This is a genomic window from Ruegeria sp. CG11 (assembly GCF_056537245.1).
Window position 1 is genome coordinate 1 of the sequence record NZ_JBQFRE010000017.1, and the last position, 24689, is coordinate 24689.

20 protein-coding genes are annotated in these 24689 nt (G+C 60.2%); 11 read left to right on the plus strand and 9 right to left on the minus strand.

Going from position 1 to position 24689, the window contains the following annotated elements; genetic code table 11:
- Positions 1 to 174: 174 nt before the first annotated feature.
- From ACR0KW_RS20375 to ACR0KW_RS20390, 4 genes are all read left to right on the plus strand, one after another.
- A complete protein-coding gene (locus tag ACR0KW_RS20375) occupies positions 175 to 1173 on the plus strand; it encodes a helix-turn-helix domain-containing protein (protein ID WP_480806635.1) in 999 nt (332 codons plus the stop codon).
- Between the two features lie 105 nt (positions 1174 to 1278).
- On the plus strand, positions 1279 to 2844 hold the full coding sequence (locus tag ACR0KW_RS20380; protein ID WP_480806636.1) for a DUF4153 domain-containing protein: 1566 nt from the start codon (positions 1279 to 1281) through the stop codon (positions 2842 to 2844).
- Entirely contained in the window at positions 2841 to 3518 is a 678-nt protein-coding gene (locus ACR0KW_RS20385; protein ID WP_480806637.1) for a response regulator transcription factor, read from the plus strand. The genes ACR0KW_RS20380 and ACR0KW_RS20385 overlap by 4 nt, the downstream gene beginning before the upstream one ends.
- Positions 3515 to 4489: a sensor histidine kinase gene (locus tag ACR0KW_RS20390; RefSeq protein WP_480806638.1), complete on the plus strand. Its 975-nt coding sequence runs from the start codon at positions 3515 to 3517 to the stop codon at positions 4487 to 4489. Before ACR0KW_RS20385 ends, ACR0KW_RS20390 begins: the two co-directional genes overlap by 4 nt.
- Positions 4490 to 4508: 19 nt before the next feature.
- Here the strand turns inward: ACR0KW_RS20390 and ACR0KW_RS20395 are convergent, their stop codons facing one another.
- The 5 genes from ACR0KW_RS20395 to ACR0KW_RS20415 all read right to left on the minus strand — a co-directional run bounded on the left by ACR0KW_RS20395 (position 4509) and on the right by ACR0KW_RS20415 (position 14388).
- Positions 4509 to 6080: a trimethylamine methyltransferase family protein gene (locus tag ACR0KW_RS20395; RefSeq protein WP_480806639.1), complete on the minus strand. Its 1572-nt coding sequence runs from the start codon at positions 6078 to 6080 to the stop codon at positions 4509 to 4511.
- A complete protein-coding gene (locus ACR0KW_RS20400) occupies positions 6077 to 8140 on the minus strand; it encodes an oxidoreductase (protein ID WP_480806640.1) in 2064 nt (687 codons plus the stop codon). Before ACR0KW_RS20400 ends, ACR0KW_RS20395 begins: the two co-directional genes overlap by 4 nt.
- 138 nt (positions 8141 to 8278) lie before the next feature.
- A complete protein-coding gene (locus tag ACR0KW_RS20405; protein ID WP_480806677.1) occupies positions 8279 to 10084 on the minus strand; it encodes a BCCT family transporter in 1806 nt (601 codons plus the stop codon).
- 69 nt (positions 10085 to 10153) lie between these two features.
- The gene (locus ACR0KW_RS20410) at positions 10154 to 13282 is read right to left on the minus strand and encodes an efflux RND transporter permease subunit (RefSeq protein WP_480806641.1); all 3129 of its coding nucleotides are present in this window, start codon (positions 13280 to 13282) and stop codon (positions 10154 to 10156) included.
- Between the two features lie 8 nt (positions 13283 to 13290).
- Positions 13291 to 14388, minus strand: a complete 1098-nt coding sequence (locus ACR0KW_RS20415; RefSeq protein ID WP_480806642.1) for an efflux RND transporter periplasmic adaptor subunit — start codon at positions 14386 to 14388, stop codon at positions 13291 to 13293.
- Positions 14389 to 14569: 181 nt separating this feature from the next.
- Between ACR0KW_RS20415 and ACR0KW_RS20420 the strand changes: the two genes are divergently transcribed.
- The 7 genes from ACR0KW_RS20420 to ACR0KW_RS20450 all read left to right on the plus strand — a co-directional run bounded on the left by ACR0KW_RS20420 (position 14570) and on the right by ACR0KW_RS20450 (position 21338).
- On the plus strand, positions 14570 to 14983 hold the full coding sequence (locus tag ACR0KW_RS20420) for a VOC family protein (protein ID WP_480806643.1): 414 nt from the start codon (positions 14570 to 14572) through the stop codon (positions 14981 to 14983).
- Positions 14984 to 15002: 19 nt separating this feature from the next.
- Positions 15003 to 15470, plus strand: a complete 468-nt coding sequence (locus ACR0KW_RS20425; RefSeq protein ID WP_480806644.1) for an isochorismatase family protein — start codon at positions 15003 to 15005, stop codon at positions 15468 to 15470.
- 39 nt (positions 15471 to 15509) lie between these two features.
- Positions 15510 to 16028, plus strand: coding sequence for a hypothetical protein (locus tag ACR0KW_RS20430; protein ID WP_480806645.1), 519 nt, complete (start codon positions 15510 to 15512; stop codon positions 16026 to 16028).
- A gap of 149 nt (positions 16029 to 16177) precedes the next feature.
- Positions 16178 to 17407 carry a serine/threonine transporter SstT gene (gene sstT / locus ACR0KW_RS20435; RefSeq protein ID WP_480806646.1) on the plus strand — a complete coding sequence of 410 codons (1230 nt, stop codon included), beginning with the start codon at positions 16178 to 16180 and terminating at the stop codon, positions 17405 to 17407.
- 200 nt (positions 17408 to 17607) lie between these two features.
- Positions 17608 to 19275, plus strand: coding sequence for a sulfatase-like hydrolase/transferase (locus ACR0KW_RS20440; protein ID WP_480806647.1), 1668 nt, complete (start codon positions 17608 to 17610; stop codon positions 19273 to 19275).
- A gap of 21 nt (positions 19276 to 19296) precedes the next feature.
- Positions 19297 to 20541, plus strand: coding sequence for a DUF3179 domain-containing (seleno)protein (locus ACR0KW_RS20445; RefSeq protein ID WP_480806648.1), 1245 nt, complete (start codon positions 19297 to 19299; stop codon positions 20539 to 20541).
- A 47-nt stretch (positions 20542 to 20588) separates the two neighbouring features.
- A complete protein-coding gene (locus ACR0KW_RS20450) occupies positions 20589 to 21338 on the plus strand; it encodes a porin family protein (protein WP_480806649.1) in 750 nt (249 codons plus the stop codon).
- A 9-nt stretch (positions 21339 to 21347) separates the two neighbouring features.
- Here the strand turns inward: ACR0KW_RS20450 and ACR0KW_RS20455 are convergent, their stop codons facing one another.
- From ACR0KW_RS20455 to ACR0KW_RS20470, 4 genes are read right to left on the minus strand one after another with little or no spacing between them, the layout of a single operon-like run.
- Positions 21348 to 22034: an ABC transporter ATP-binding protein gene (locus ACR0KW_RS20455; RefSeq protein WP_480806650.1), complete on the minus strand. Its 687-nt coding sequence runs from the start codon at positions 22032 to 22034 to the stop codon at positions 21348 to 21350.
- Positions 22031 to 22780, minus strand: a complete 750-nt coding sequence (locus tag ACR0KW_RS20460) for an ABC transporter ATP-binding protein (protein ID WP_480806651.1) — start codon at positions 22778 to 22780, stop codon at positions 22031 to 22033. The genes ACR0KW_RS20455 and ACR0KW_RS20460 overlap by 4 nt, the downstream gene beginning before the upstream one ends.
- Entirely contained in the window at positions 22773 to 23759 is a 987-nt protein-coding gene (locus ACR0KW_RS20465) for a branched-chain amino acid ABC transporter permease (protein ID WP_480806652.1), read from the minus strand. Before ACR0KW_RS20465 ends, ACR0KW_RS20460 begins: the two co-directional genes overlap by 8 nt.
- Positions 23756 to 24676 (minus strand): branched-chain amino acid ABC transporter permease, encoded by a 921-nt coding sequence (locus tag ACR0KW_RS20470; protein WP_480806653.1) that lies wholly within the window; start codon positions 24674 to 24676, stop codon positions 23756 to 23758. The genes ACR0KW_RS20465 and ACR0KW_RS20470 overlap by 4 nt, the downstream gene beginning before the upstream one ends.
- Positions 24677 to 24689 lie beyond the last annotated feature (13 nt).

Genomic DNA, 24689 nt, shown 5'->3' on the forward strand with positions numbered 1-24689 from the left:
CCCGTCAACCGCGTCGACAACGCATACGGCGACCGTAACCTCGTCTGCACATGCCCTCCAATGGACGCATACCAAGACGCCGCCGAGTAAAAGGCACACAACGTAAAAGGCACACAACAACTACCCCCCGCCTTGGCGGGGGGGACAAACCCACGAATGGCAGGTGGAGGAACGATGAAACACTATGTCCTCGAAAACGACCACACGCGGCCAGCCAATAGAACGTCTGAAAGAACACGGTATATCGACGTTTTCCTGAATGATCCCACGGCAAAAGCTTCGGCCGAGATGATTGTCGAATTTTTCGACGCTTTGAACGATCTGGCCGAAGATTACTTTTACGTCGTGAATGTCCGATGTGCTGCAACCGGCTCTGTGGGCGCCCCCCTTTATTGGGCGGGTCGCACGGCGATTTTCTGGGGCGACATCCACAAAGCCTGGCCTTGTGACAGCATGGACAAAGCCCGGATATCGCAAGTACTGAACCTCGCGTCGCGGTCCATACTGGTCGGCGGAGCGGTGCTGCTGTTGGCGCAGGCCGGGCGGGCCGTTGAAACAACCGCTGCCATTCATCCAAATTTCGCCGCTGCGGCTCAGGAAATCGGGCTTTCAGACTGCCAAAGCAACACGCACTGGTCATCTGACAACCGCGTGCATAGCGCCGCAACCAAACTGAGTGCGCTCCGGCTGTTGTCGGATTGTGTGGCACTGGATCACGGAGAGCATCTGGCCGATACCTTGCGCGGTTATATCGGCCTGACCGAACCGGAACGCTCCTGCTCCAGCCAGCTTGCCACCCGCCTGATCCAACGGTCCGGGGCCGATCCGATGGTGCGGCAGGCGATCGGGGCAATGTTGGACAACGTGGAAGATCCGTTGAAGATATCGGATCTTTCTCTGGCCGTTGGCGCATCCACCCGCCAACTGCAACGACGGTTTCTGGGCAAGACGGGCGTCAAACTTCTGATCACCTATCGTGAGCTTCGGCTGGAGCGCGCCCACAGCCTGCTGCAACACACCAACATGCCGCAATCCGAGATCGCCACGGCGACCGGGTTTTCCTCCGCCGCTGCGTTGGGGCGGGCGTTTCGGGCGCAGTACAACCTGACCACTGCAGATGTCCGAAACCAGCGATTTGCCGGGGAATTGTCGGGGCACCGCCGCACGCACTAGGCCAAAAGACGGTTTTCTGCATATCTGCACGAAATCTGCACAACTGGTGCGGATTATCTGCAGGCCGCGCGTTCACCTTCGGGGAAACTCGAGCAGGAGAACGACATGCCCAAAGAACTCATCATCCGTGGATTGCCCTGGTCCCTTGCCCATGACGGCTGGTGGCTGGCCAGCGAAAGCGGCCCATCGAATGACCAGGTGCCCCCTTCGGCACCACCGGGCAACATACTGGACCATATCCACCGATTTCCCCGATTTGCCGCGTTGATCCTTCTTGTTCTGCTGGGGGATTTTCTGTTCTGGGGATACTGTCCCGGGCTTTCGTTAGCCCTCTTTGCATGGGGTATCTTTGCGGCGGTCAGTTTCGAAAGCCCGCCCTGCAACAAACAGTGGACCTCTGCCGGAGTGCTGCTGCTGGCGACCCTTCCCATTCTGGAACATGTGCAGCTTCTGTCGCTGATCTTCCTCACCGCCGGGCTGCTTTGTGCCGTGGTCCTGTTGCGCATACCGCCCGAGATCAAGGCACGCGAAAGCCTGCCATGGCTGGCAAACGCTGTCCTGCGTCTGATCAAGCGTCTTCCGACCGCCGGTATCGTGACCTTAGCGGCCCACATCCGGGACTGGCGCACTCGGGCCGCCTCTCACAGCTCGTTAAGCGGGACTTCTGTACGCGCTTTCCTTCGCAACTGGGCGTTTCCGCTGGGTGGTGTAATGGTCCTCAGCGCCCTGCTGATCGGCGCGAACCCCGTGCTTGAACATATGGTGGTGCGAATGCTTCGGGTGGATTTCGATCTGTTCGTACTGCTCCGACGTGCAATGTTCTGGTTCGGATTGGCGCTGTTGGTCTGGCCGGTCCTGACCGCCCCCACCCCGGATGAAGCGATTGCGCTGACCCTACCCGGCTGGAGTGTTCCGCGTCTTCTGAATGCCGGGTCGGTCTTTCGGGCATTGGTTCTGTTTAACCTGATGCTGGCTCTGCAGAGCGTACTGGATTTCTCGATCCTGTTCGGCGGCGCGTCTCTGCCCGACGGGATGAGCTTTGCCACCTATGCCCACCGCGGAGCCTATCCTCTGCTGGTGACCGCCCTGCTGGCCGGAGGTTTTGCGCTGGCCGCGCGCCCGTTTTCGGAACAAAACCCGGCGCTGAAGTCCCTTCTGCTTCTGTGGTTGACGCAAAACGTGCTGCTGACCCTGTCGGCCGCGTTTCGTCTGGACCTCTATATCAACACCTATGGCCTGACCTATCTGCGCGTCTACGCAGTGATCTGGATGGGGCTGGTCGCGATCGGTCTGGCAATGGTGGCGTGGCAGGTGCAGCGGGGCCGATCCTCGGGGTGGCTTTTGCTGCGGGTCGCCGCACTGGGCACGGGGACGCTCTATGCCTGTGCATTCATCAATTTCGCCGCCCTGATCGCAACCGACACGCTGGCGCGCGCGTCGGACTCGGACAACACGATCCCTACAGACTGGCTCTATCTGTGCAGCCTTGGGCATACCGCGGCCAAAGCGATGTCGACACAGGTGGCGCTGCAACCAATCCCCCATATCCCCGACTGGGCGCAAAGCTGTGTGCATCCTGACCCTACCGATCCCAACTGGCGCGAATGGGACTTTCGCACCGCGCGCGTGAATGGCTATCTTGCAGCAAACACGCAAAGCGAGGCGCAATGAAAATCCTGTTGGTTGATGATGACCCCCGCCTGCGCGAGCTGGTAAGTCTGGCGCTGGAACGCGCGGGATTTCAGGTGGTCACCGCCAGCGACGGTCAGATCGCGGTGATCCACGCCGCCCGCGAAGCGCCTGATCTGATCGTTCTGGATATCGGCCTGCCCGAGATGGATGGGTTCGAAGTATGCCGCCGCATCCGCGCCCGGTCCGAAGTGCCGATCCTGTTCCTGACTGCACGGGATGATGAGATTGACCGGATACTGGGTTTGGAAATGGGCGCTGATGATTACGTCACCAAACCCTTCAGCCCGAGAGAGCTTGTAGCGCGGGTGCGGGCAATCCTGAAACGCTCGGCCGGGCAGCGCACCAACGCGATCCTAACCCATGGCCGGATCACGCTGGACCCCAGCGCGCATATCTGCAGGCTGGATGAGGCCACGGTGCCGCTGACCGCGACCGAGTTTACCTTGCTGGCCACGCTGATCGAACGCCCCAGCCAGGTGCACAGCCGGGCGCAGCTGATACAGGCGGTCTGGGGCGCGCTGTCTCAGGTCTCGGACCGCACGTTGGACAGCCATCTCAGGAACTTGCGGGGCAAGCTGGCTCAGGCGGGCTGCTCGGGTGTGATCGAAACCGTGCATGGCGTTGGCATCCGCATTCAAGGCGCCGCGACATGAGACGCAAGTGGCGCCCGAGTCTTGCCTTTGTATTGGGCGGCGCCCTGTGCGGTACCTTGCTTTTGTCGCTGACCGGGCTGGTGGCGTTTCGCTATCTCGGGCCAGAGTTGGGCTATCGCAACGCCGCCGTTTTATTGGCGCTGATCATCACCGCCGCCACGGTCATTCTGGGTTGGCTGCTGGTCCGGTTGTTGCTGCGGCCGATCTTTGCGCTGGAGCGCTTTGCCACTCAGGTCGTACGGCACCCAGCCGACCCCCTTTCGCCACCTGCGCGGTTCGGCACTCAGGAGCTTGGCACTACCGCCCAAAGCGTCATCGATATGGCCGAAACTCTGCGAAATCGCGAGACAACGATCCGCAGTTTCTCGGACCACGTCACGCATGAACTCAAAACACCCGTCGCGACCCTGCGCGCGGCGACGGAACTGCTGCGCGATGATGAAACCCTCTCGGCCGAGAACCTGCGTCTGATTGATCAGATCGCCAGTGCGGGCGTGCAGATGGAGCATCAGATCGACGCCATGCGCCAAGTCGCCCGCGCACGCGAGTCGCGCCATGACGGGGTGACCTCGTTGATTGAACTGCAGGACGGGCTGGGCAGCGACTTCCCCACCCTTGATCTGCGGATCGAGGGCGGTGACGTGACCATCCCGATTGGCCCCAAGGGGCTGCAGGTCGTGCTGCGGCAATTGCTGGGTAACGCGTCTGAGCATGACGCGCAGGTCGTGCAAATGTCAGCCGAGCCAGACGAGGCACGGGTTGTCCTGACAGTGCGCGATGACGGACAGGGCATCTCTGCCGGCAACGCTGCGCGGGTGTTCGACCCGTTCTTCACCACGAAACGTGACCAAGGCGGGACCGGCATGGGGCTGGCCATCGTCCGCAACACGCTGCGCGCGCATGGCGGAGATATTGCCCTGCTGCCCGCCACCAACGGCGCGGCCTTTTCGATCTGGTTCGAGCTCAGATAGGCCGGGGCCGTTTTGCGCCCTAACTCCGGCAACCTCGCATCTGTTCCGCTTTCAGAACAATGGGGAATTCATCGCGCACCCGTGCGTCCTCGGCCCCGAGATAGTTGGGGAAATGCGCGCCCAGAATAGCCTGCGCCTTGTCGTGCGCACGCTGCAACAGATCGACCTTGCCCCCGTTCTCCCACGTATCGGTGCGTTCGCGGTCCATAAGCTGAGGGTATAGGAATTCCGAGTTCATAAAGCTCAGCGTATGCGGGTTGCCCAGAAAATGCCCCGGGTCGATGGCGCATTTGTGGATCACGTCAACGGCCATGGTCTCGTCGGTCACTTCGATGCCGCGCAGGGATCGCAGGATCATGCCGCCAGCCTCATCATCGATGACCATGCTTTCAAAGCTGCACCCCATCAGGCTGCCCAGCATTCCACCAAACTCACAGACCCGGTTGGCCCCTGCATGGGCGGCCAGCGAAAAGGTCAGCGCCTTTTCCAGCCCATATTGCGCGTCGGGCAGCTTGGCATCGGTCATCCCCGCCCCGACCGAGGTCGGCAGGCCGTAGAAATTGCCCATCTGTACCGCGGCGGCCCCGATCAGGGCCTGCTCGCCGCTGCCGCCTGTGAAGGACCCGCTGCGTAGATCGGTGATGAAGGGCCAGGCCGCAAAGCTAACCGGGCAACCCGGTGTGATCAGGTTGGCGATGGCAACGCAGGCCAGCGTTTCCGCCACCGCCTGCACCAGCGTTCCGGCCAGCGTTGCGGGCGCGGTGGCCCCGGCCTGCGGCGGGACGGCCAGATCGACGGTCAGGCCCAGCTTGGCGGTGTCGATCAGGATTTCCATATTCTCGCGCCCGATGCGCAGGGGCGACACGATAGGGCAGCCCCCAAACACCACCGAGGGCTTTTTCAGAAACGATCCCTCACCGCCCGAGGCCAGATCGAACATGCGGATGGCGTGCGGAATGTGACTGCGGTCCCGAAAGGCCAGACAGGCCGGTTTCTGGCTGGCCGACAGCATGGCGTAGACCATGTTCATGTCGTGGGTGAAATCGTCGGTCACATCGGTGGCCAGCACGGTGGCCCCCAGCATGTGGATATTGTCCAGCTTATCGACCAGCCGGGTGAAATCGTAGATATCGCACAGCGTGGACGGGCGATAGGACTTGGTCTGCGCGTCAAAGGTTGTGACTGCGGTGCCAGAGTTGGCGAAATACACGCTTTGCGCCGTGCAGTGCATATCGTCCTTGCCCGCACGCTCACCCCGCGCATGGACGTAGTATTCTTGCGCGGCGTTGGACAGCAGATCCTCGGTCAGCGCGCGGGGAAAGCACAGGCGGTTGTGGTCGTTCAGAACCGCGCCTTTGGGCAGCACCAGATCCAGTAGTTCCGGGAACGGATCGGCTAGGCCGGTCTGTTCCAACACGGCCAGGGCTGCACGGTGAATGGCCTGCATATCGGTCTGTGACAGAGGGCGATAGCGGCCACCGGCCAGCCCGCCGTGGACCGCCTCGTTTCCGGTGCTAGCCTGCTGTTGCGCGATACGTGCCGCGCGACCGCCGCCGCGACGGCGGGTTTTGGGAGCGATGGTCTGGATCATGGTGCCTCCTCTCGCAGGTCGGTGATTTCCCGGCGGAACCAGTCCTGTTCGGCCGCATCCCTGGGGCGTTCAAAGTCGCGCGTGGCGCGGTGGCCGTCGAATACCGCATCGGCAATCAGGCCCGGCGCGGCGGCGTCGCCGATCAGTTCAAGCGTCTTCAGCCCCCTGCCCTGCAACTGATCATAAAGGGTGGTATTGCGCTGCCGTTCGGTCACCAACACGGTCGCCGCGCATTCGACCTGCGACACCCGCCCGGAGTAGACGCAGGCCGTGGTCACACAGTCAGGCGCAATGCGGTCCAGCGTTTGGTTGCAGCGAATATCCACGTCCAGTTCGATCAGCCGCGCCTGAATGCGGTGCTGCTCCAACGTATAGGCCGAGAAGCTCGACACCGTGCTTTCCGGCGTCACGAAAACAACTTCGCATCCCAGTTGCACGAGCTTCTCGGCGATCACACCAGCCAGATAGATATGGTCATCGTCATAGACGACCACCCGGCCTTCGGGCTCGGACCCGGCCATGATGTCGTCCGGCGTGTAGACGAACGCCGAAGGGTCGAACAGCGGCGGTGAGCGGCGCGTATTGCGACCCAAACCGTCGGCGCGCCATGCGGCTCCGGTGGCCAGTAACACATGTTCGATGCCCAGTTCGATCACCTGATCCGCATCCAGTGTGCTTTCCGCGAACATCTGCACATTGGCGCGCTGGCGCAGGTCGTTCAGCCGGTAGTCGGCCACCCGGCCCCATGCGGCCAGCCCCGGCAAATGGCTTTCCCGCAGAACCCGCCCACCAAAGTCCATCGCACCTTCGGCCAGCGTGACTTCGTATCCGCGCCGCGCCAGTTGCATGGCGCATTCCAGCCCGGCGGGGCCGCTGCCAACCACCAGCGTCTGTGTCGCTTGGCCCTTAGGAGCGATGCGCTCGGGGTGCCAGCCGCGCCGCCATTCCTCTCCGATGGTGGGGTTCTGGGTGCAGCGGATCGGAATGCCCAACCCGTCCGAGGCGGCACAGATATTGCAGCCGATGCATTCACGGATTTCGTCGATGCGGCCTTCTTGAATCTTGCGCGGGATAAATGGGTCGGCGATCGACGGACGAGCCGCACCAATCAGGTCAACGATCCCTTTGCGCAGCATCGACAGCATCAAGTCCGGCGAGGTCAGCCGCCCGACCCCCACAACCGGTTTGTCGGTCACCTGTTTGACGTAAGACAGATAGTCGTTCTGATACCCGTCCTGAGGCTGAAACCGGGTAGTCGCGGAATCGTTGGCCCAGTCCGAGACATTCACATCCCAGATATCCGGCAGATCGGCCAGCAGCTCGACCACAGCCCTGCCTTCTTCGGCCACCTGCATCCCGTCGGGGCCGAGCATCTCATCGATCCCGAACCGGAAGGCCACGGCGCAGGTGTCACCCACGGCATCGTGCGTGTCCTCCAGCAGTTCGCGGGTCAGGCGCACGCGGTTCTCCAGCGATCCGCCATACTCGTCGCTGCGCGTGTTCAGATGGGGCAGCATGAACTGTTGGGCCGGCGTTATCCCGTGGCCAGCATAGACATAAATGATATCGAACCCGGCCTCTTTGGCGCGCAGAGCAGCCTCTCGGTGCCAATGCCGCAGCGCGCGGATATCGGTCTTGTCCAGCACGCGCCCCTGTTTCGGCTGACACGCTGAAATCGCCATATCCGAGGGCGCAAGCACCGGCGCGCGGGACAGCAGGTTGGTTGCATGACTGCCGTTGTGGACCAGTTGCACAGCCGCCAAAGCGCCATGTTCATGGACCGCATCGGTCATCAGCCGCAGCGCGGGAATATCGCGGGCGTCCCACAGACGCCCCTCGGCAAAATGAGCCAGGTCCGAGGTCGGGTGAATCTCGGTCTCTTGCGTGGAAACGACGCCCCAGCCGCCTTCGGCCTTCATCCCGCGCAGTGCGGCCTCTGCCCGCGGACGCACATAACCCAAACCGGTACAATGAGGCACCTGATAGAAGCGGTTTTTCGCAGTAACAGGCCCCAGACGAATGGGCTCAAAAAGTGGTGCGTATCTTTGAACGTCCGCCATGACGCGCCCCTTTCCTACGATTTGCCGGGAATGCCCGAGACCTCCGATCCTGCCGCCCCGCATGGGACAGCCCAGTAAAGTTACGCAATCTTCATGAAGCGCGCCCCGGCGGAAAAATTAAGAAAACCTCAGACGAGCTTAACGTTCGGAGGGGCTTTCGTCGTACCGCGCGCGCCGCAGGTCGTTGATCATGGCCTTGCCCAGCGCGACACACATCAGCAACAGGACGACACTGAAAGGCAGCGCGCCGATGATCATCGAATTGGTCAGCGCCTCAAGCCCGCCACCGCCCGCAATCAGCAGCGTCCCGATCACCAGGGTCAGCAAACCGCCCCACAAGATGCGATGCATGACCCCGGTTTCCTCGGCCCCACCCGACATGATCGTGTTCATCACCAGTATCCCGGAATCCGCCGAAGTGACCAGAAAGGTCATCGTCAGCACCACGCACATGAAACTGACGATCACCAGCATATGGCCCGAGATCATCTGGCTGAGGGTCACGAACAACGTGGCCGTGGTCGAGGCCGACAGGATGGCGCCATTGGCGTCTCCGTTCAGTTCCAGATCAATGGCCGAACCGCCCAGAATGGTCATCCACGCAAAACAGACCAGCGACGGCGCGATCACTGCGCCCAGAATGAACTCGCGCACCGTGCGTCCGCGCGAGATGCGGGCCAGAAACAGGCCGACAAAAGGGGAAAAGGCGATCCACCACGCCCAGTAGAACGTGGTCCAGCCCGATTGCCAGCCGAACAACCGACCCGGTGTTCCGGCCTCGTAAACGGCATGTTTCGTGGCATCAGGCAGGGCGGCGGCCTCGTCACTCAACCCGGCCAGAAAACTGTCGCGGGTGCCCCAGGCATCGATGGCACCGGGAAACAACTCGGCCACGAAGGGGGCGGCTTCGGGCGGCAGGGCCGAGGCGAACTCAGCCTCGGACATCGGGCCATAAGCCTGCAGGCTGAGCGGGACGAAATTGATGATGTAATCCACCAATGCCTGCCCATAGGTCGTCAAGGCAAAGGCAAATGAGCCGAAGACGATAAACACCGCCAGCAGGACCAGCGACAGGACCAGATTGAGGTTCGACAGGTATTTCACCCCGCGTCCCACGCCGGAAACCGCCGACAGGGTCGACACCAGCATCACGGTCGCCAGTGCAACGATCAGCCCTGCGGTCGACGGTTTCATCACACCGTCCATCAGCCATTCCGCACTGGTGATCAGAAACGCCCCGTCCACCAGTTGCGACACCCCATACCCGATGGTCACCGCCACCCCGAGGATCGTGGCGACAACGCCCAGAATGTCGATCACATGCCCCGCGATGCCGTTGGAGTATTCCCCTAACAAAGGCGTCAGCGCGGTGCGGATCGTCAGCGGCATATCGCGGGTATAGGCGTAGTAGGCGAGGCTCAGCCCCGTCACCACATAGATGGCCCAGGCATGAAACCCGGTATGCAGGAACGTGTATCGATAGGCCCCCTTGATCGCCTCTTGGCTTTTGGCGGCAACCTCGCCCGAGACGGTCAGCGGATTGGTCTCCCACAGGCCCAGTGGTTCGGCGGTAGCATAGACCATCAGACCAACACCCAACCCGGCCCCGAACATCATCGAAAACCATGAGAAGTTGGTGAATTCGGGCCGTTCGTCATCACCCCCCAGCCGCATCCGCCCGGTTGCCGGGATGATCGCTATGACGATCAGAAAGAACGCGAACAACGCGACCGAGAGGTTGTAGAAAATGTTGAACTCGCTCAGCAGGCCCGATTTCCATGACCGCAAGGTGTCATTGGCGCTCAGCGGCCAGACCAGCGCCCAAAGCACCAGCAGCGACACGGCGATCTTGCTGACCAGCGCAATCGGCAGGTTGTAGCCCTTGTAAAACCCGCTGTCCTGCCGTTCGATTTTCAAGTCCGTAAAGGGGTCTTGCAGCGACATGTTGCTTGGGCCCGCCTCGATTCCGGTGCCGTTCAGCATCCGGCAAACCCTGAAAGACTGCAACAATTTTCAGGCCTTGCGGCGCACCCGCCCAGGATTGACCAGCCATTCCCGCAAGCTTTGGAACGCCGCGTAGAGCACCGGGATCATCAGCAGCCCAAGTGTACTGTCTAGGATCATACCGCACAGAACCGGATAGCCCACCGAGACCCGCGCCGCCGCCCCTGCCCCGCTGGACAGCACCAAAGGCAGGACGCCGACGATGAAGCACAAACCAGTCATAGTGACGGGCCGGAACCGGATTTCCGCCGCTTTCAGGGCTGCTTCACGGATGCTGGCACCGCCTTCGCGTTGCTGGTTGGCGAACTCGACCACCATGATCGCCTTTTTCGCCGCCAGCCCGATCAGCAGCACCATCCCGACCTGCGCAAAGATATTGCTGTTCAGAAACGGCAGTAGCACCAGCGGGATCAGCGCACCCAACAGCGCAAAGACGGCTGAGGTGATGATCGAAAACGGCAGGATCCAGCTTTCATACAGCACCACAAGAAACAGGTATGCCAACACCAGCGCCGATAGCATGATGTAAGGAACTAGCCCCTGTGCTTTCACCTCTTGCTGGGTGACGCCAGACCAGTCGATCCGGAACCCATCCGGCAGGGTGTTGTCGGCAATCGCCTGCATCGCGATGATACCATCGCCGGAACTGACCCCGTCCGCCAGCTGCGCACTGACCGAAGCCGCCGTGAACAGGTTGTAGCGCGGCACCGTATCCGGCGCGAGAACCGGTTCGTTGATGACGAAATTACGCAGGGGCAGAGACTCTCCGGTGCTGTTTTTGACATAGATGTTTTCCACATCGTCCAGCGTCTGTCGGAATTCGGCCTCGGCAGAGATCACCACCCAATAGACACGCTCGTTCAGGATGAAATTGTCCACGAAATAGGAACTCAGATTGGCTTGCAACGCGGTGAAGATATCGGCCACGCTGACGCCCAGCGTCTCGGCCCGGTCGCGGTCCACGGACAGCTTGTACTGCGGGCTTTGGGCCGAGAAATTGCCATGCGCGCGGGAAAACTCGGGCGCGGCGTTCAGGGCGGTGACAAAGCCGGTCATCACCGCATCCAGTTGCGACCCGTCCCCATTGCCGAGATCCAGCAACTCCACCGAAATTCCCCCGGTCGAGCCCAGCCCGTGAATGGTCGGGAATGGGAAGACGTAGGAAACCCCCTCGGGCAGCGCTGCCAGCTTGCGCTCAAGCTGGTGCATGATCGCGAACCATTGCAGATCGGGGCTGGTGCGCTGATCCCAAGAGGTCAGCGTGACGATGACCATGCCCGCGTTGGGGCGCCCCCCGGCCAGCATGGAATGGCCGGAGACAACCGTGACATCCTCAACCCCCAGTGTCTGTTCGATCAGCGCGCCCGCCTTGTCCATGAACGCCTGTGTGCGCTGCAGCGAGGCCCCGTCGGGCAACTCCATCGACGCCATCAGAACCCCGTTGTCTTCCTGCGGGATCAGACCGGTGGGCACAGTTTTGAACAGGTACACCGTCAGACCCACGGCCCCGGCAAACACAAGCAGCGACACCGCCATATAGCTGAGCATCAGCGACACAAGGCGAAGGTACTGACGCCGCACCCAGACAATCACTGTTGGAACGACGGCCAGCGGCCCGATGGGTTTGCTATCGGTCCTCAGCATCATCGCGCAGAGCACAGGGGCCAGGGTCAAAGCGTTCACGGCCGACAGGACAAAGGCAAAGATGATCGTCAGCGCGAACTGAAAATAGATCGTGCCGGTCACGCCGGGGAAAAAGCACACCGGAACAAACACGGCCGCCAGAACAAAGGTCGTGGCGATGATCGGCCGGTTGACCTGCGACATCGCTTTCAGCGTTGCCTCGCGTGGCTCCAACCCCTCGTCCCGCAGGATACGTTCTGCGTTTTCGATAATGATGATCGCGTCATCCACCACCAGAGTAATCGCCAGAACCAACGCGAAAAGGGTGATCATGTTGGCGCTGAACCCGATGGCATAGATCAGCGCTACCGCACCCAGAAGCGACACCGGTATGGCAATGGCTGGAACAATGGTGGCACGCAGGCTCGCCAGAAACAGGAAGGTCACGCCGATCACCAGCCCCGCCGTCAGGGCCAGCGTGGTCATGATATCGCGGATCGACACGCGCACCGCGTCAGTGACGTCATAGGTGATCTCGTACGAGACACCTTCAGGGAACTTCGCCGACAACTCCTTCATCAACACGCGCAGAGTGTCGGAAATCTCAAGCGCGTTGGCGGTGCTTTCCTGATAGACTGCGACAGTAGCCGAGTCCTTGCCGTTCAGCTTGGTCGAGCCGGAATAGGTCGCGGCACCCAGCTCGATCCGGGCGATATCCTCTAACCGAGTAACGGAACCGCTGGGGTCCGAGGCGACGATGATCCGCCCGAACTCCTCGGCATCGCGCAGCAGGCCTTCGGCTCGGAGTTTGAATTGGAAGTCGGTCTGACCTTCGGCAAAAGGCGGCGCCCCGACTTGCCCCGCGGCGGCGATGACATTCTGATCCTTGATCGCGTCGGCAACCTCAGCCGCGGTGATATTCAACGCTGCCATGCGGACCGGATTGATCCAGACCCGCATGCTGTATTCCAACTGGCCGAACTGCGAGACCGATCCCACGCCCGGCAGCCTCTGCAGTGGGTCGTGCAGGAAATCGGCGGCAAAATTGCTGAGATACAACTCGTCCCGCGATCCGTCGGGCGAGGTCAGGTTGATCACCATGATCATGTTGCCTGACCGCTTGGTCACCTCGACCCCTTGCTGCAACACGGCCGAAGGCAACTCGGAACTCGCCAGCGCGATGCGGTTCTGCACTTCAACGGCGGCCACGTCAGGATCGGTGCCCAGCTCAAAGGACACGTTCAGCATATAGCTGCCGTCATTCGAGCTTTTGGAAGACAGGGACAACATGCCCGGAATGCCGTTCACGCGCTCCTCGATCGGAGTTGCCACGGATTCCAGAATGACCTGCGCATCCGCCCCCGGATACGAGGTATCGACGTATATCTGCGGCGGTGTGATGTGGGGGTATTCGGTGATCGGGATCAGGCGCACGCTGACCGCGCCGAACAGAACCATCAGGATCGCGATGACGGCTGCGAAATGCGGCCTGTTGATGAAATAACGCGCGATCAAACCGGCCCCTAACCCTGACTGTCGACCGCTTTCACGACCAGCCCGTCATGTATTTTCTGAAGCCCCTGCACCACCACGCGGTCACCCTCGGCCAGCCCCGACGTGACTTGCGTGCGGGTTGCGGTCTGGGTACCGATCTCGATGTTTTGTCGGTGGACCTTGCTGTTACCGTCGACCGAGAAAACAAAATACCCTTGCTTGTCGAACTGAACCGCGTTGCGCGGCACGGTCAGCACCTTGGGGTCTTCGGACCCCATCAGGCTAACGGTCACAAACTGGCCGGGGATCAGCACTCCGTCAGGGTTGGCGAAGCCGGCGCGCAGTTCGATCGTGTCGGTGTCCTGACTGACGCTGTCGCCGACAAAGATCACTTTGCCCGGGGTGGGATAGGTCTCACCATCAGCCAGCTTGATATCTGTCGTCAGCTTGATGTCACCCGGCGTGATCCGCCCTTTGCGCCGTTCACGCAGCAGAACCGGCTCACTGACATAAAAGCTGACCAGTATCGGATCAACGCTGGTGACCGTTGCCAGAACGCCGGTATCCGAGCTAACCAGATTACCCGCATCCACCGCTGACAACCCGATACGCCCATCAAGCGGGCTGAGGATTTCCGTATAGTCCAGATCAATCTGCGCGATCTTCAGATCGGCCTGCGCCTCATCCACAGCGGCTTTTCCTGCGGCATAGGTCGCCAGAGCCGTATCCAGAACAGCCTGCGGGATATCGCCCTTGTCGAACAATTCCTGCTGCCGGTCCAACGCCGCTTTTTCCAGCTGCGCGCTGGCCTCAGCACTTTTCAACGCCGCATGTGCACTGTTCACACTGGCGGCGTATTTCTTCTTTTCGATCCGGAATAGAATATCGCCTTTGGCAACCGTCCCGCCTTCGATAAAATTGACCTCTTCCAGAAACCCTTCGACGCGGGCCTGCAGATCGACACTTTGATCCGCCACGACACGGCCAACGAACTGGTCCTGTTTCTGCAAGTCCTGCAGTGTCACTGGCGCGACCATGACACTGGGTGGCGCGTCGGACTGGGCCGCTGCCGGGGCGGGCAGAAACAGGGGGATAAATGCGCAAACAAACAGAGCAGAAGGTTTCATGAGACCCTCGGGAGCTTGTAATTGCTTAACTATCCCCACATCCCCGCATTGGCGCAACGGTTTTCTAAGAACGTTCACCTGCGCATTTTCCAGCCATATCAACCCCTTTGACGCAGGGCTTGCCAGTCCCCGGTTCTTGGGATTTTCTGACGCCACACACCAACCAAAAGACCGGACCCGCATGAAACTCGAATTCCACCATATCAACTTTGTGTCCGATAATGTCGACCGGCTGCACCGTTTCTACACTCAGGTCCTTGGGCTGGATGATATCCCGATCGAGAATTTCCCCCGACCCGATGCAACCGAAGACAAGGGCTATAGCGGTAAAATCCGCTTCGCGACCGATGGCGGGATGCAAATGCATCTGGCCGAAAGAAACCTCGACGTCGCGTTCAAACATGGCGAGACGATCAACCCTGTCGAGCGTGGCCATATCGCCTTTCGCACCGACGACATCGAGGCGTTCAAGAAATTGCTGGACGACAACGGCATTCCCTATTCGGACTATGGCACCGCCTTCGCCAAGGAATGGCATCAGCTGTTCTTCCATGACCCCGAGGGTAATATCATCGAGGTTCACCAGGCAGTGTGACTAACGTCGGAGGCGCGTAATGAAACAAGCCGTACTGGTCGTCGATGTTCAACCCAGCTTTGACCCGCCGGACTGGCTGGTCGAGCGCAGCCAGTTGTTGGCATCGAATTTCCCTTCCATCGCCACCGTTGAACGCAATGACGAAGCGAAAGTGCCCTTTTTCCGACAGCTTGGGTGGAAGCCCCGCTCAGTCGATGACAGCCTTGTTCAGGCCGATCGCACCGTTCTGAAATACGGCTATGGCCCACCGCCCGAGGTGATCAACCAGTTTCATGGCTGGAAGGTCGACCGCGTTCTGGTCTGCGGCATTCAGGCCGACACCTGTGTTCTGGCCGCAGGATTCGCCCTATTTGACGCGGGCCTGCAACCGACCATAATTGCGGATACGGTCGTCGGGTCTTCGCTGGATCGCAGCGGCACGCTGGGCGTGGACCTCTGGCGGCATCATTTTGGCCAGGTGATTGAGAAGCACTCGGATATTTTGTGACGGCGCAATCCCTGTCCGTATTGGAGAGGAGAGCCCATTATGACCTCGAAACACATTCTCGGAAGAACGGCCATTACCCTTCTTGTGGCCAGTAGTTTTGCACCCGCACATGCAGAGAGTTTTTCGCTGACCGGCCAGTATGAAGGCATGTATGCCTGCGACAGCACCACGGGTGGTGTGCCGTCAAGCTGGTCAGACCCTATGACTGCAGGAATAGTTCAGGACGGGGATCGCATTTCCATCGATCTGCTTTACACCGACAAACAAGAGCTTGGGGCGGAGTATTCGCTCTATACCGGGTCGGTTGCTCTGGCACCCAATGGCACGCTGGTCAGCGGGTATTTCGAAGCCTGCGGCGGCACTTTTCCATCAAAGGAACTGGCCCGGATATTTCCCGCTGCCACGGATACGCCGTTCAGTTTTTCGGTCACCAGTGTCTGGGCCTCGGATCAGGTGCCAAATCTTCCCGGCCTGACCGTACAGACCTGCACATGGAGCCTGAAACGGGTGTCTACGGATACCCCCAAAGTCAGGCCGTGCGAGACGGCAGAGCGCTAGGCTCAAAACCTCATCTGGACTTATTTGTTAAGTCCAGATGTTTAAATTGGATCCAAAGTGCCCATATAGCGCCCAATCTTGCAACTTAACCGTGCCTGATCGGGAGTATCCATTACCCGGCAGGCCCCCAGTCAAACAGGATGGTCCCGATGAATTTTATTCTACGCGGTAGCCTGGTTACGCAAATCATCATCGGCCTTGTGGCCGGTGCCCTACTTGCCACCCTCTGGCCCGCCGCTGGTTCGGCTGTTGGTCTGTTGGGCGATTTCTTTGTCGACGCGCTGAAAGCCGTTGCGCCCGTGCTGGTGTTGATCCTTGTCTGCGCCGCAATCACCAATCACAAGAAAGACAGTCAGGCCCGTATGGGCCCAGTGGTTCTGCTGTATATCCTCGGCACTTTCGCGGCTGCGCTGGTTGCGGTCGTGGCCAGTTTCATGTTCCCGGTCACCCTGCATCTGACCGGCACGCCCGAGCTGATGGACGCCCCGGACGGTCTGGCCGAGGTAGTGAAAAACATCCTTCTGAAAATCGTGGACAACCCGGTGAACGCGCTGGCACAGGCCAATTATATCGGCATTCTCGCCTGGGCTGTTGGCCTTGGGCTGGTCTTCCGGCACGCCAGCGACTCGACCAAAACGCTGATGTCCGACCTGGACGGTGCCATCACCAAGATCGTGTCTGTTATCATCCGGATCGCGCCGATAGGTATCTTTGGCATCGTGGCTTCGACCATTGCAGAGACCGGCTTTGAAACGCTTGCCAGTTATGGCCAATTGCTGGCCCTGTTGATCGGCTGCATGGCGTTCATGGCGCTAATCGTGAACCCGCTGATCGTATTCCTGCGCATCCGCAGGAACCCCTATCCGCTGGTCTTCACCTGCCTCAGGGAATCCGGCATCACCGCGTTTTTCATGCGCAGTTCGGCGGCCAACATTCCGGTCAACATGGAACTGTGCCGCCGCATGAACCTGGATGAGGAAACCTATTCAGTCACCATCCCCATCGGCGCGACGATCAACATGGCCGGTGCCGCGATCACCATCACGGTGATGACGCTGGCAACCGTGCACACCATGGGCATTCAGGTCGATTTCATGTCAGCCCTGTTCCTGAGCGTCATCGCATCGATTGCCGCCACCGGAGCCTCGGGCGTGGCCGGTGGATCGCTGTTGCTGATCCCGATGGCCGCCAGCCTGTTCGGCATCGACAACGCAACCGCCATGCAGGTGGTCAGCATCGGCTTTATCATCGGCGTCCTGCAGGATTCCGCGGAAACCGGATTGAACTCGTCCACCGATGTGCTGTTCACGGCAGCCGGATCCTACAAACGCGGCGATCCGTACCCGCGCAAACTGCCAACGGAAGAGGTCGCCGCCTAAGCGACCCCTCCCCCCCAACCTTCTCACAACCGCGCGGTTTCACGGCGCGGTTGTGGCCCCCGTACTGACCCACACTGTGCTCAGACATTGGCAACAATGCAGGTCCGTAGAAATTTCCGAGTTAATATCATAATGTTTCAATGTGAGATCGCCCCGCGACATCAACGTGGGGCACGTCTGACGAGGGGGAGGAACATGGAATGAAATTGAATTGGTTGATTGCGCTTTCGACGGGTCTTGCGGCCGCACCGGCCCTGGCACAGGAAAATCCCATTCAACACGATGCGGAGTTTTACATCCTTCAGGCCCAACACGGCGAACAATGGGCGCAGGATGACGCCACCGTGGATGAGGCTCTGGCCGCGTTTCGGGACGGCAACGGGGGCAAGTCCCCGAACATCGTCAGCGTGCTAATTGACGATGTGGGCTTTGGCGACATGGGCATTCCCGAACTGAATGCACTGCGGGGATACGAAACCCCAAGCATGAACGCTTTTTCAGATGAAGCAATGCGGTTGGTCCGTATGTATACCGAACCCTCCTGCACACCTACGCGCGTGGCCCAAATGACCGGACGTTTGCCGGTACGAATGGGGATGGGGAATACGTCGGTCGACATTTCGGGTTTCGGCCTGCCGGGAAGCGAAGTCACCCTCGCCGAAGTTCTGAAGGGTGCGGGTTATGCGACCTCTCATGTCGGAAAATGGCACATGGGCGACATCGTCGAAAGTTGGGCCATGAATCAAGGGTTTGACTACGCTCAACATGCCGTACACCAGCAAGGACAGCTGGACGTTTTCAACGATGACGGCATTCGCGAACAGGTGTCCGTCGGGATCGGAGACTATGACCCAGTCTACACGATAGACAATTGGTTTCGGCCCGATCCCGCCGCGATGGTAACCGTGATCGAAGGCGAGGCCGGCGGTCCCATTCGTGAAATACGGATGGAATCTGGCCAACGTTGGGGCGCAGAAGAATATGACGAAATGAACCAGGCGTTCCAGGATAAAACGCTGGAAGAACTGCAGCGCCTTTCCGCTGGTGACGAACCCTTCTTTCTCCAATACTGGCCCATGATCCCGATTGACAGCACACGCGCCGGACGAACCGGCCCGGATAGTGCCAATGCGGGTCTTTTCGTCGACAAGATGCAATTACTGGACCAGTGGTTGGGCGACCTTTTTGCAGAAATCGACGCTTTGGGTATCGCCGAGAACACAATTGTGGTCGTGATGGGCGACAATGGGCATTTCACCAAATATTCGCCGCAATCCGGATTTTCAGCGATGATATTCCGCGGTGGCAAAGGGGATACCAGCGAAGGCGGCATTCGTGTCGATGCCTTTATCCGCTGGCCCGGCATGATCGAAGCAGACGGAATGCTGAACAGCATCGTTCATGTCTCGGACCTGTATACGACGCTGGCCCGGTTTGCCGGGGCCACCGAACATATCCCTCGAGACCGGCTTGTGGATGGCGTTGATCAATCAGCGGCGATCCTGTTTCAGGACGAACAAAAAGCCCGCCGCGACAGTGTGATCGCGTATTCAATCAACTCTCCCGAAGCTATTATCAAGGACCAGTTGAAACTGATCTTTCCCGGATCGATCGAAAACGCAATTTTGGCGGATTTCTACAACCTCTACCGCGACACACGAGAAGAGTACCCGATATCGACCGAAGTCGGCGCGTGGGGTGGCGCTGAGTTCGTACGCATCCTTGGCCGTCACATGGCGCGGAAAGAGAAATTCCCAGACACACCTCCGGCCTATGGCGTACCCTATGAGGGGATCGAGAACCTGCGCCCCGAAACTCTGCAGGCAGTTGAGGCGTTCATGACCAAACGCGCCTCAACTCAACAATAGAACCCGGATCAGGAGGCACACATGGTCGGCAATATACTCTTCGCTCTTGGCTTGATCATCTCGCTTGGAATCGGGTTCGTCTATTTCCGCGATCTGGGCGACATCTCGCAGATGCTGCTGAAGGTGAAACGCCAGAACATGGTGCGTTTCATCCGGCACGAATACCGTCTGATCGGGATCGGGTTGGGCGCGTTTGCCGTCGCAACGCTGGCGCATTTCATTCTGGGTGGCGGGCCGCTCTGGCTGTGGATCGTCTCTGCGTTTTTGGTGCTGTTTCTTTACGGGTTTCCCTATGTCTGGGTGCATCTGGGCCTACGCAACCAGATGAATGACGCAGCCTTCTTTCCCATCAGTGAAGCCCAGAAATATGTCGGCCCCACGGCGCCGGTCATCGTGATCGAGAACAATGGCCACGCCCGCGCTCATCCCGATGCGCAGATCATGCGGCCTCATCTTGCGGGCGATGTGGACGGGCTGGGCGGTCAGGACGTGGTCATGACCTATTGTGCGATGGCCAATCTTGGGCAGGGCTACGCCCCCCGGATCGAAGGTAAGCGGCTGGACCTCGAAGTCCTAGCCCAGCACGGCAACAACCTGATCCTGCGCGACAATGAATCCGGTGAGCCGATCCAGCACATCTATGGCTTCCGCGAGGTAGACCGCGACCCGAATACCAACGGCCCCGCCTGTCCCGTGCGCCCCGAGGCGCAGATGAAGCCATGGCCAACTTACCGAATGACCTTCCGCGGGTTCCAGAAGGCCTTCCCCGATGGCGAGGTGTTTCTGAACATGCCGTCCTCCAACCCCCTGCTACGGCTGCTGGACATTGTGACAGAGATCACCTTTGGCTGGGGTATCGGCCGCCAGCATCAGGAAGACGCGCCGGTGATGGATAATATGGACCGTTCGGACGACCGGTTGCCGAACAAGACCCATGTCTGGGGGATCACCATCGGAACGGACGCCGCCTGCTGGACCGACGATTTCGTCGTGGACAACAACTGGGTCGTCAACGCCACAGTCGGCGGGCGGGATGTCGTCGTCAGTTTGGACCCGAAATACGAAAGCCTCGGGGTCTGGTACAATGACAGCGGCAAACCCGTTACGCGCTGCGATTTCTGGGGTATGTCGGATCAGGGGCAACTGCACCGGGTAGAAACTCTGCGCGCCGGCGTCTTCTGGCACGTCTGGTCCGAGTTTTTCCCGAACACCGACATCAATCGCGTGGGCTCGCGCGCGGAAACACCTGATACTGTGGCAGCTTAACCCCGCGGGATCTGGCCAACACAGACGACAAAAAACGGAGGGACGGAATGGCACTAAAACAAAGATTGAACGGCTGCGTTGCAGCAGCCGTGCTTGCGTCAGCAGCAACGATGGCTTCTGCGCAGCAATCCGATTGGTCATACGAGGCCACGATTTATCTGTACATGCCCGAAACCGACACCAGCATTGAGACCCCGTCCGGCACGCTTGAAGGGACGCTCAGCTTTTCCGACGCGCTGGATAACCTGGACTTTGCCTTCATGGGCACGATGGCCGCAACAAACGGCCAATGGAGTGTGCTGGCCGACTATAACTACACAAATCTGACCTTCGACAATACCGCACCCGGTCCAGCGGGGGCAGAATTGGAGACCTCGGTCAAGACGCAGTTTCTGACTGCTTTATTAGGATACCGGGTGCGCAATGACCCGTCCTTAAAGGTTGATCTGACAGGCGGCTTCAGATGGTACAGCACCGACACGGAATTCACCCTGACCCCGGGTGGCGCGCCATCGCGGACCAGCTCCGCCGATGCCAGTTGGTTCGATCCGGTGGTAGGTGTACGCGGCCGGTATTTCTTTACCGATGCGTGGTCCGGAACTGCCTATGTCGATTACGGAGGATTCCGCAGCGGCAGTGAAACCTGGTCCGTTCTGCTGACGGCGGATTATGCCATTAATGACAGGTGGTTGCTGCGGGGCGGGTATCGCTATATCTCGTTTGATCACGACATTGACGGCAGCAACTATTCGTTCGATCAGTCCGGGCCACTGATCGGGGCCACCTACCGGTTCTGAAACGCGCGATCAGACGCCTACGTATTTCTCGGAAATATCTGGGGTCAGGTCCGTCATGGCGCCGGACCAGACTGTTCGCCCTTTTTCAAGAATAACGGCCCGGTCAGACACCGCCGCCAGTTCCTTCAGCGATTTGTCGATCAGCAGGATCGCCACGTTTGTTTCTTGCCGCAGGCGGTTCAGGGCTGCCCAGATCTCCTGCCGGACAATCGGGGCGAGGCCTTCAGTGGCCTCGTCCAGTATCAGGAGGCGCGGATTGGTCATCAGCGCCCGGCCAATCGCCAGCATTTGCTGCTCTCCACCCGACAACGAGGCGGCGCGCTGACCCTTCCGCTCTCCCAGCCGGGGGAACAGCTCGGTCACGCGGCGCAGGGTCCAGTCGCCGGGACGCGCGGCCGCAATCAGGTTTTCGCGCACGGTCAGATCGGCAAAACAGCGGCGGCCTTCCGGCACCAGCCCTACGCCCTTGCGGGCTACCTTATGGCTGGGTAGTGCGTGCAGGTCCTGACCGTCCAGCATCAGCGTGCCCTGCGAACGGATCATCCGGCAGATTGCCTTTACCGTGGTGGTCTTGCCCATCCCGTTACGGCCCATCAGAGCGGTCACCTCGCCCTGCGCCATCTGCAGATCAACGCCGAACAGCGCCTGACTGTCACCATAGCTGGCCGTAAGGTTTTCGATCCGCAGCAGGGTCATGCCGCATCCCCCAGGTAGGCGTCGCGCACCTCGGGGCTGGTGCGGATTTCATCGGCCGTACCGGTGGCGATGACCTTGCCGTAAACCAGCACGCTGATCCGATTGGCCAGAGCGAAAACCGCATCCATATCATGCTCCACCAGCAAAATGGGCGCTTCCTGCCGTAAACCGTCCAGAAATCCGGTCAACCGTTTCGACCCTTCGGCACCAAGCCCCGCCATCGGCTCGTCCATGACAAAGGCTTTGGGCGACAGGGTCAGGGCCACCGCCACCTCCAATTGCCGCCGTTGGCCGTGGCTAAGGTTGGCGCAGCGCGCGTCGCGCTCATCGCTAAGGCCCACGCGTTCCAGCGCCGCCTCGGCCCGGTCGCGCAGTTCGGGCCGTTTCAGGGCGGACCGCCAGAAGTGCCACGCCATGCGTTCCGCACCCATCGCGCCCAGCACCACGTTCTCCAGCACCGTATCTTCCATACACAGCTGCGAAATCTGGAAGGTACGCCCCAGCCCGGCCTGCGCCCGCGCCTGTGTAGAATAGCCCGAGACATCCTGACCGTTCAGCAGAACCTGCCCTGAATCGGGTGTCAGCCCGCCGCATATCTGCTGGATCAATGTCGACTTACCGGCACCATTCGGGCCAATGATAGCGTGGATTTCTCCGGCCCTAAGATCAATTGAGACATCGTCGGTGGCCTTGAGGGCCCCAAAGCTCTTGTTCAGGTTCAGCGTGGCAAGAACGGGATCAGACATGCGCCCCCTCTTTCCCGGTCAACAGGCCGATCAGGCCACCACGGGCGAACAGCACGATGCACAAAAGGGCTACGCCCAGATAGACGTGCCAGAAGTCGGTAAGCTCGCCCAGAAAGTGCTCCAACGCGACAAAGACGCAGGCTCCGATGACCGGCCCCATAAGGCGCCCAACCCCGCCGATGATAATCAGCACGATCAATTCCCCCGACAGTTGCCAGCTGAACATCGAGGGCGAGACAAAGCGGTTCAGGTCGGCAAACAGCGCCCCCGCCAGCCCCGTGATCGCGCCTGAGATCACGAAGGCCAGCAGTTTCAGCCGCATCGGGTTCAAACCGACAGTTTCGACCCGCACGGAGGTCTGCCGGGCCGCGTTCAACGCCAGCCCAAAGGGCGAGGCCTGAAGGCGCGCAAACAGAAACAGCACGATACAGAGCAGCATCAAACAGACGGCGTAGAACTGGATCGGCACCAGCGTATTCAGGCCGGGAAAGCCGTTGCGGACATAAATCGACAGCCCATCCTCGCCACCATACTGTGCCCAGGAAATCGCGAAATAGAAAAACATCTGACCAAAAGCGAGCGTGATCATGATGAAGTACACTCCGGACGTGCGCAGCGATAACAGTCCGATGAAGAACGCAACCAGCGCCGACAGGATCATCGCAACCAGCCAGATCACCGGCATAGACTTCGTGCCATCAGTGGCGAACAGTCCCAGATCAAGCGCCGTGTAGGTCTGCGCGTGATAGGCAAGGATGCCCATCGCATAGCCTCCGATCCCGAAGAACACCGCATGGCCAAAGCTGACCATACCTCCGATCCCCAGGATGAGGTTCAGCCCCACCGCCGCCAGCGCAAGGATCACCGCCCGTGTCACCAGCGTAATCGCAAACGGCTGATCCGCCATGACAGCCCAAAGCGGCAACGCCAACAGACCCACGACCACCAGCGCATTCAAGTAGGTTTCATTCAACCTCATGTGCGGGCTCCGAACAGGCCGGTGGGTCGCCAGATCAGCACCAGCCCCATCAGCACGTAGATGCCCATCGAGGCCAGCGCCGATCCGGTCTTTTGCGCCGCGCCGTTGTCCATGAACAGCTTGAACAACTCGGGCAGGAACACCCCGCCCAGTGTATCGGTCAGCCCGACCAACAGCGCGCCAATGAAAGCGCCGCGCACCGAGCCGATACCGCCAATGACGATGACCACAAAGGCAAGGATCAGTACCGGCTCGCCCATCCCCACCTGAACCGACTGGATCGCACCCACCAAAGCGCCCGCCAGTCCGGCCAGTGCCGCGCCCAGCGCAAAGACCAGTGTATAGAGCTTCGAGATATCGACACCCAGCGCCGCGATCATCTCGCGGTCATTCTCACCGGCGCGGATCTGGATGCCTAACCGGGTGCGTTCGATCAGCGCCCAAAGGCCCACGGCCACGGCCAGCCCAATGCCGATCAGGGTCAGGCGGTAGAGCGGGTATTCGATGCCACCGGGCAGAGTAACCGGCCCCGACAGCGCATCGGGAATGTCCAGAAACAGCGGGAACGAGCCAAAGACCCAGCGTGTTCCTTCTGAAAAGATCAGGATCAGCGCAAAAGTCGCCAGCACCTGATCCAGATGTGGCGCGTTATACAGCCGTCGGATCACTACCATCTCGACAATCGCCCCGGCCAGCGCTGCAGCGGCCAGTGCGGCAACCAAAGCCAACAGGAAAGACCCAGTTGCGCCCGCCACAGCCGCCGCCGCAAAAGCCCCCACCATATAGAGCGAGCCGTGGGCCAGATTGATCAGACCCATCACGCCGAAAATCAGCGTCAGGCCAGCCGCCATCAGGAACAGCATGACGCCGAACTGCAGCCCGTTGAGGATCTGCTCGATAATCAGGATCGAGGACATGGAAGCTCCGGTG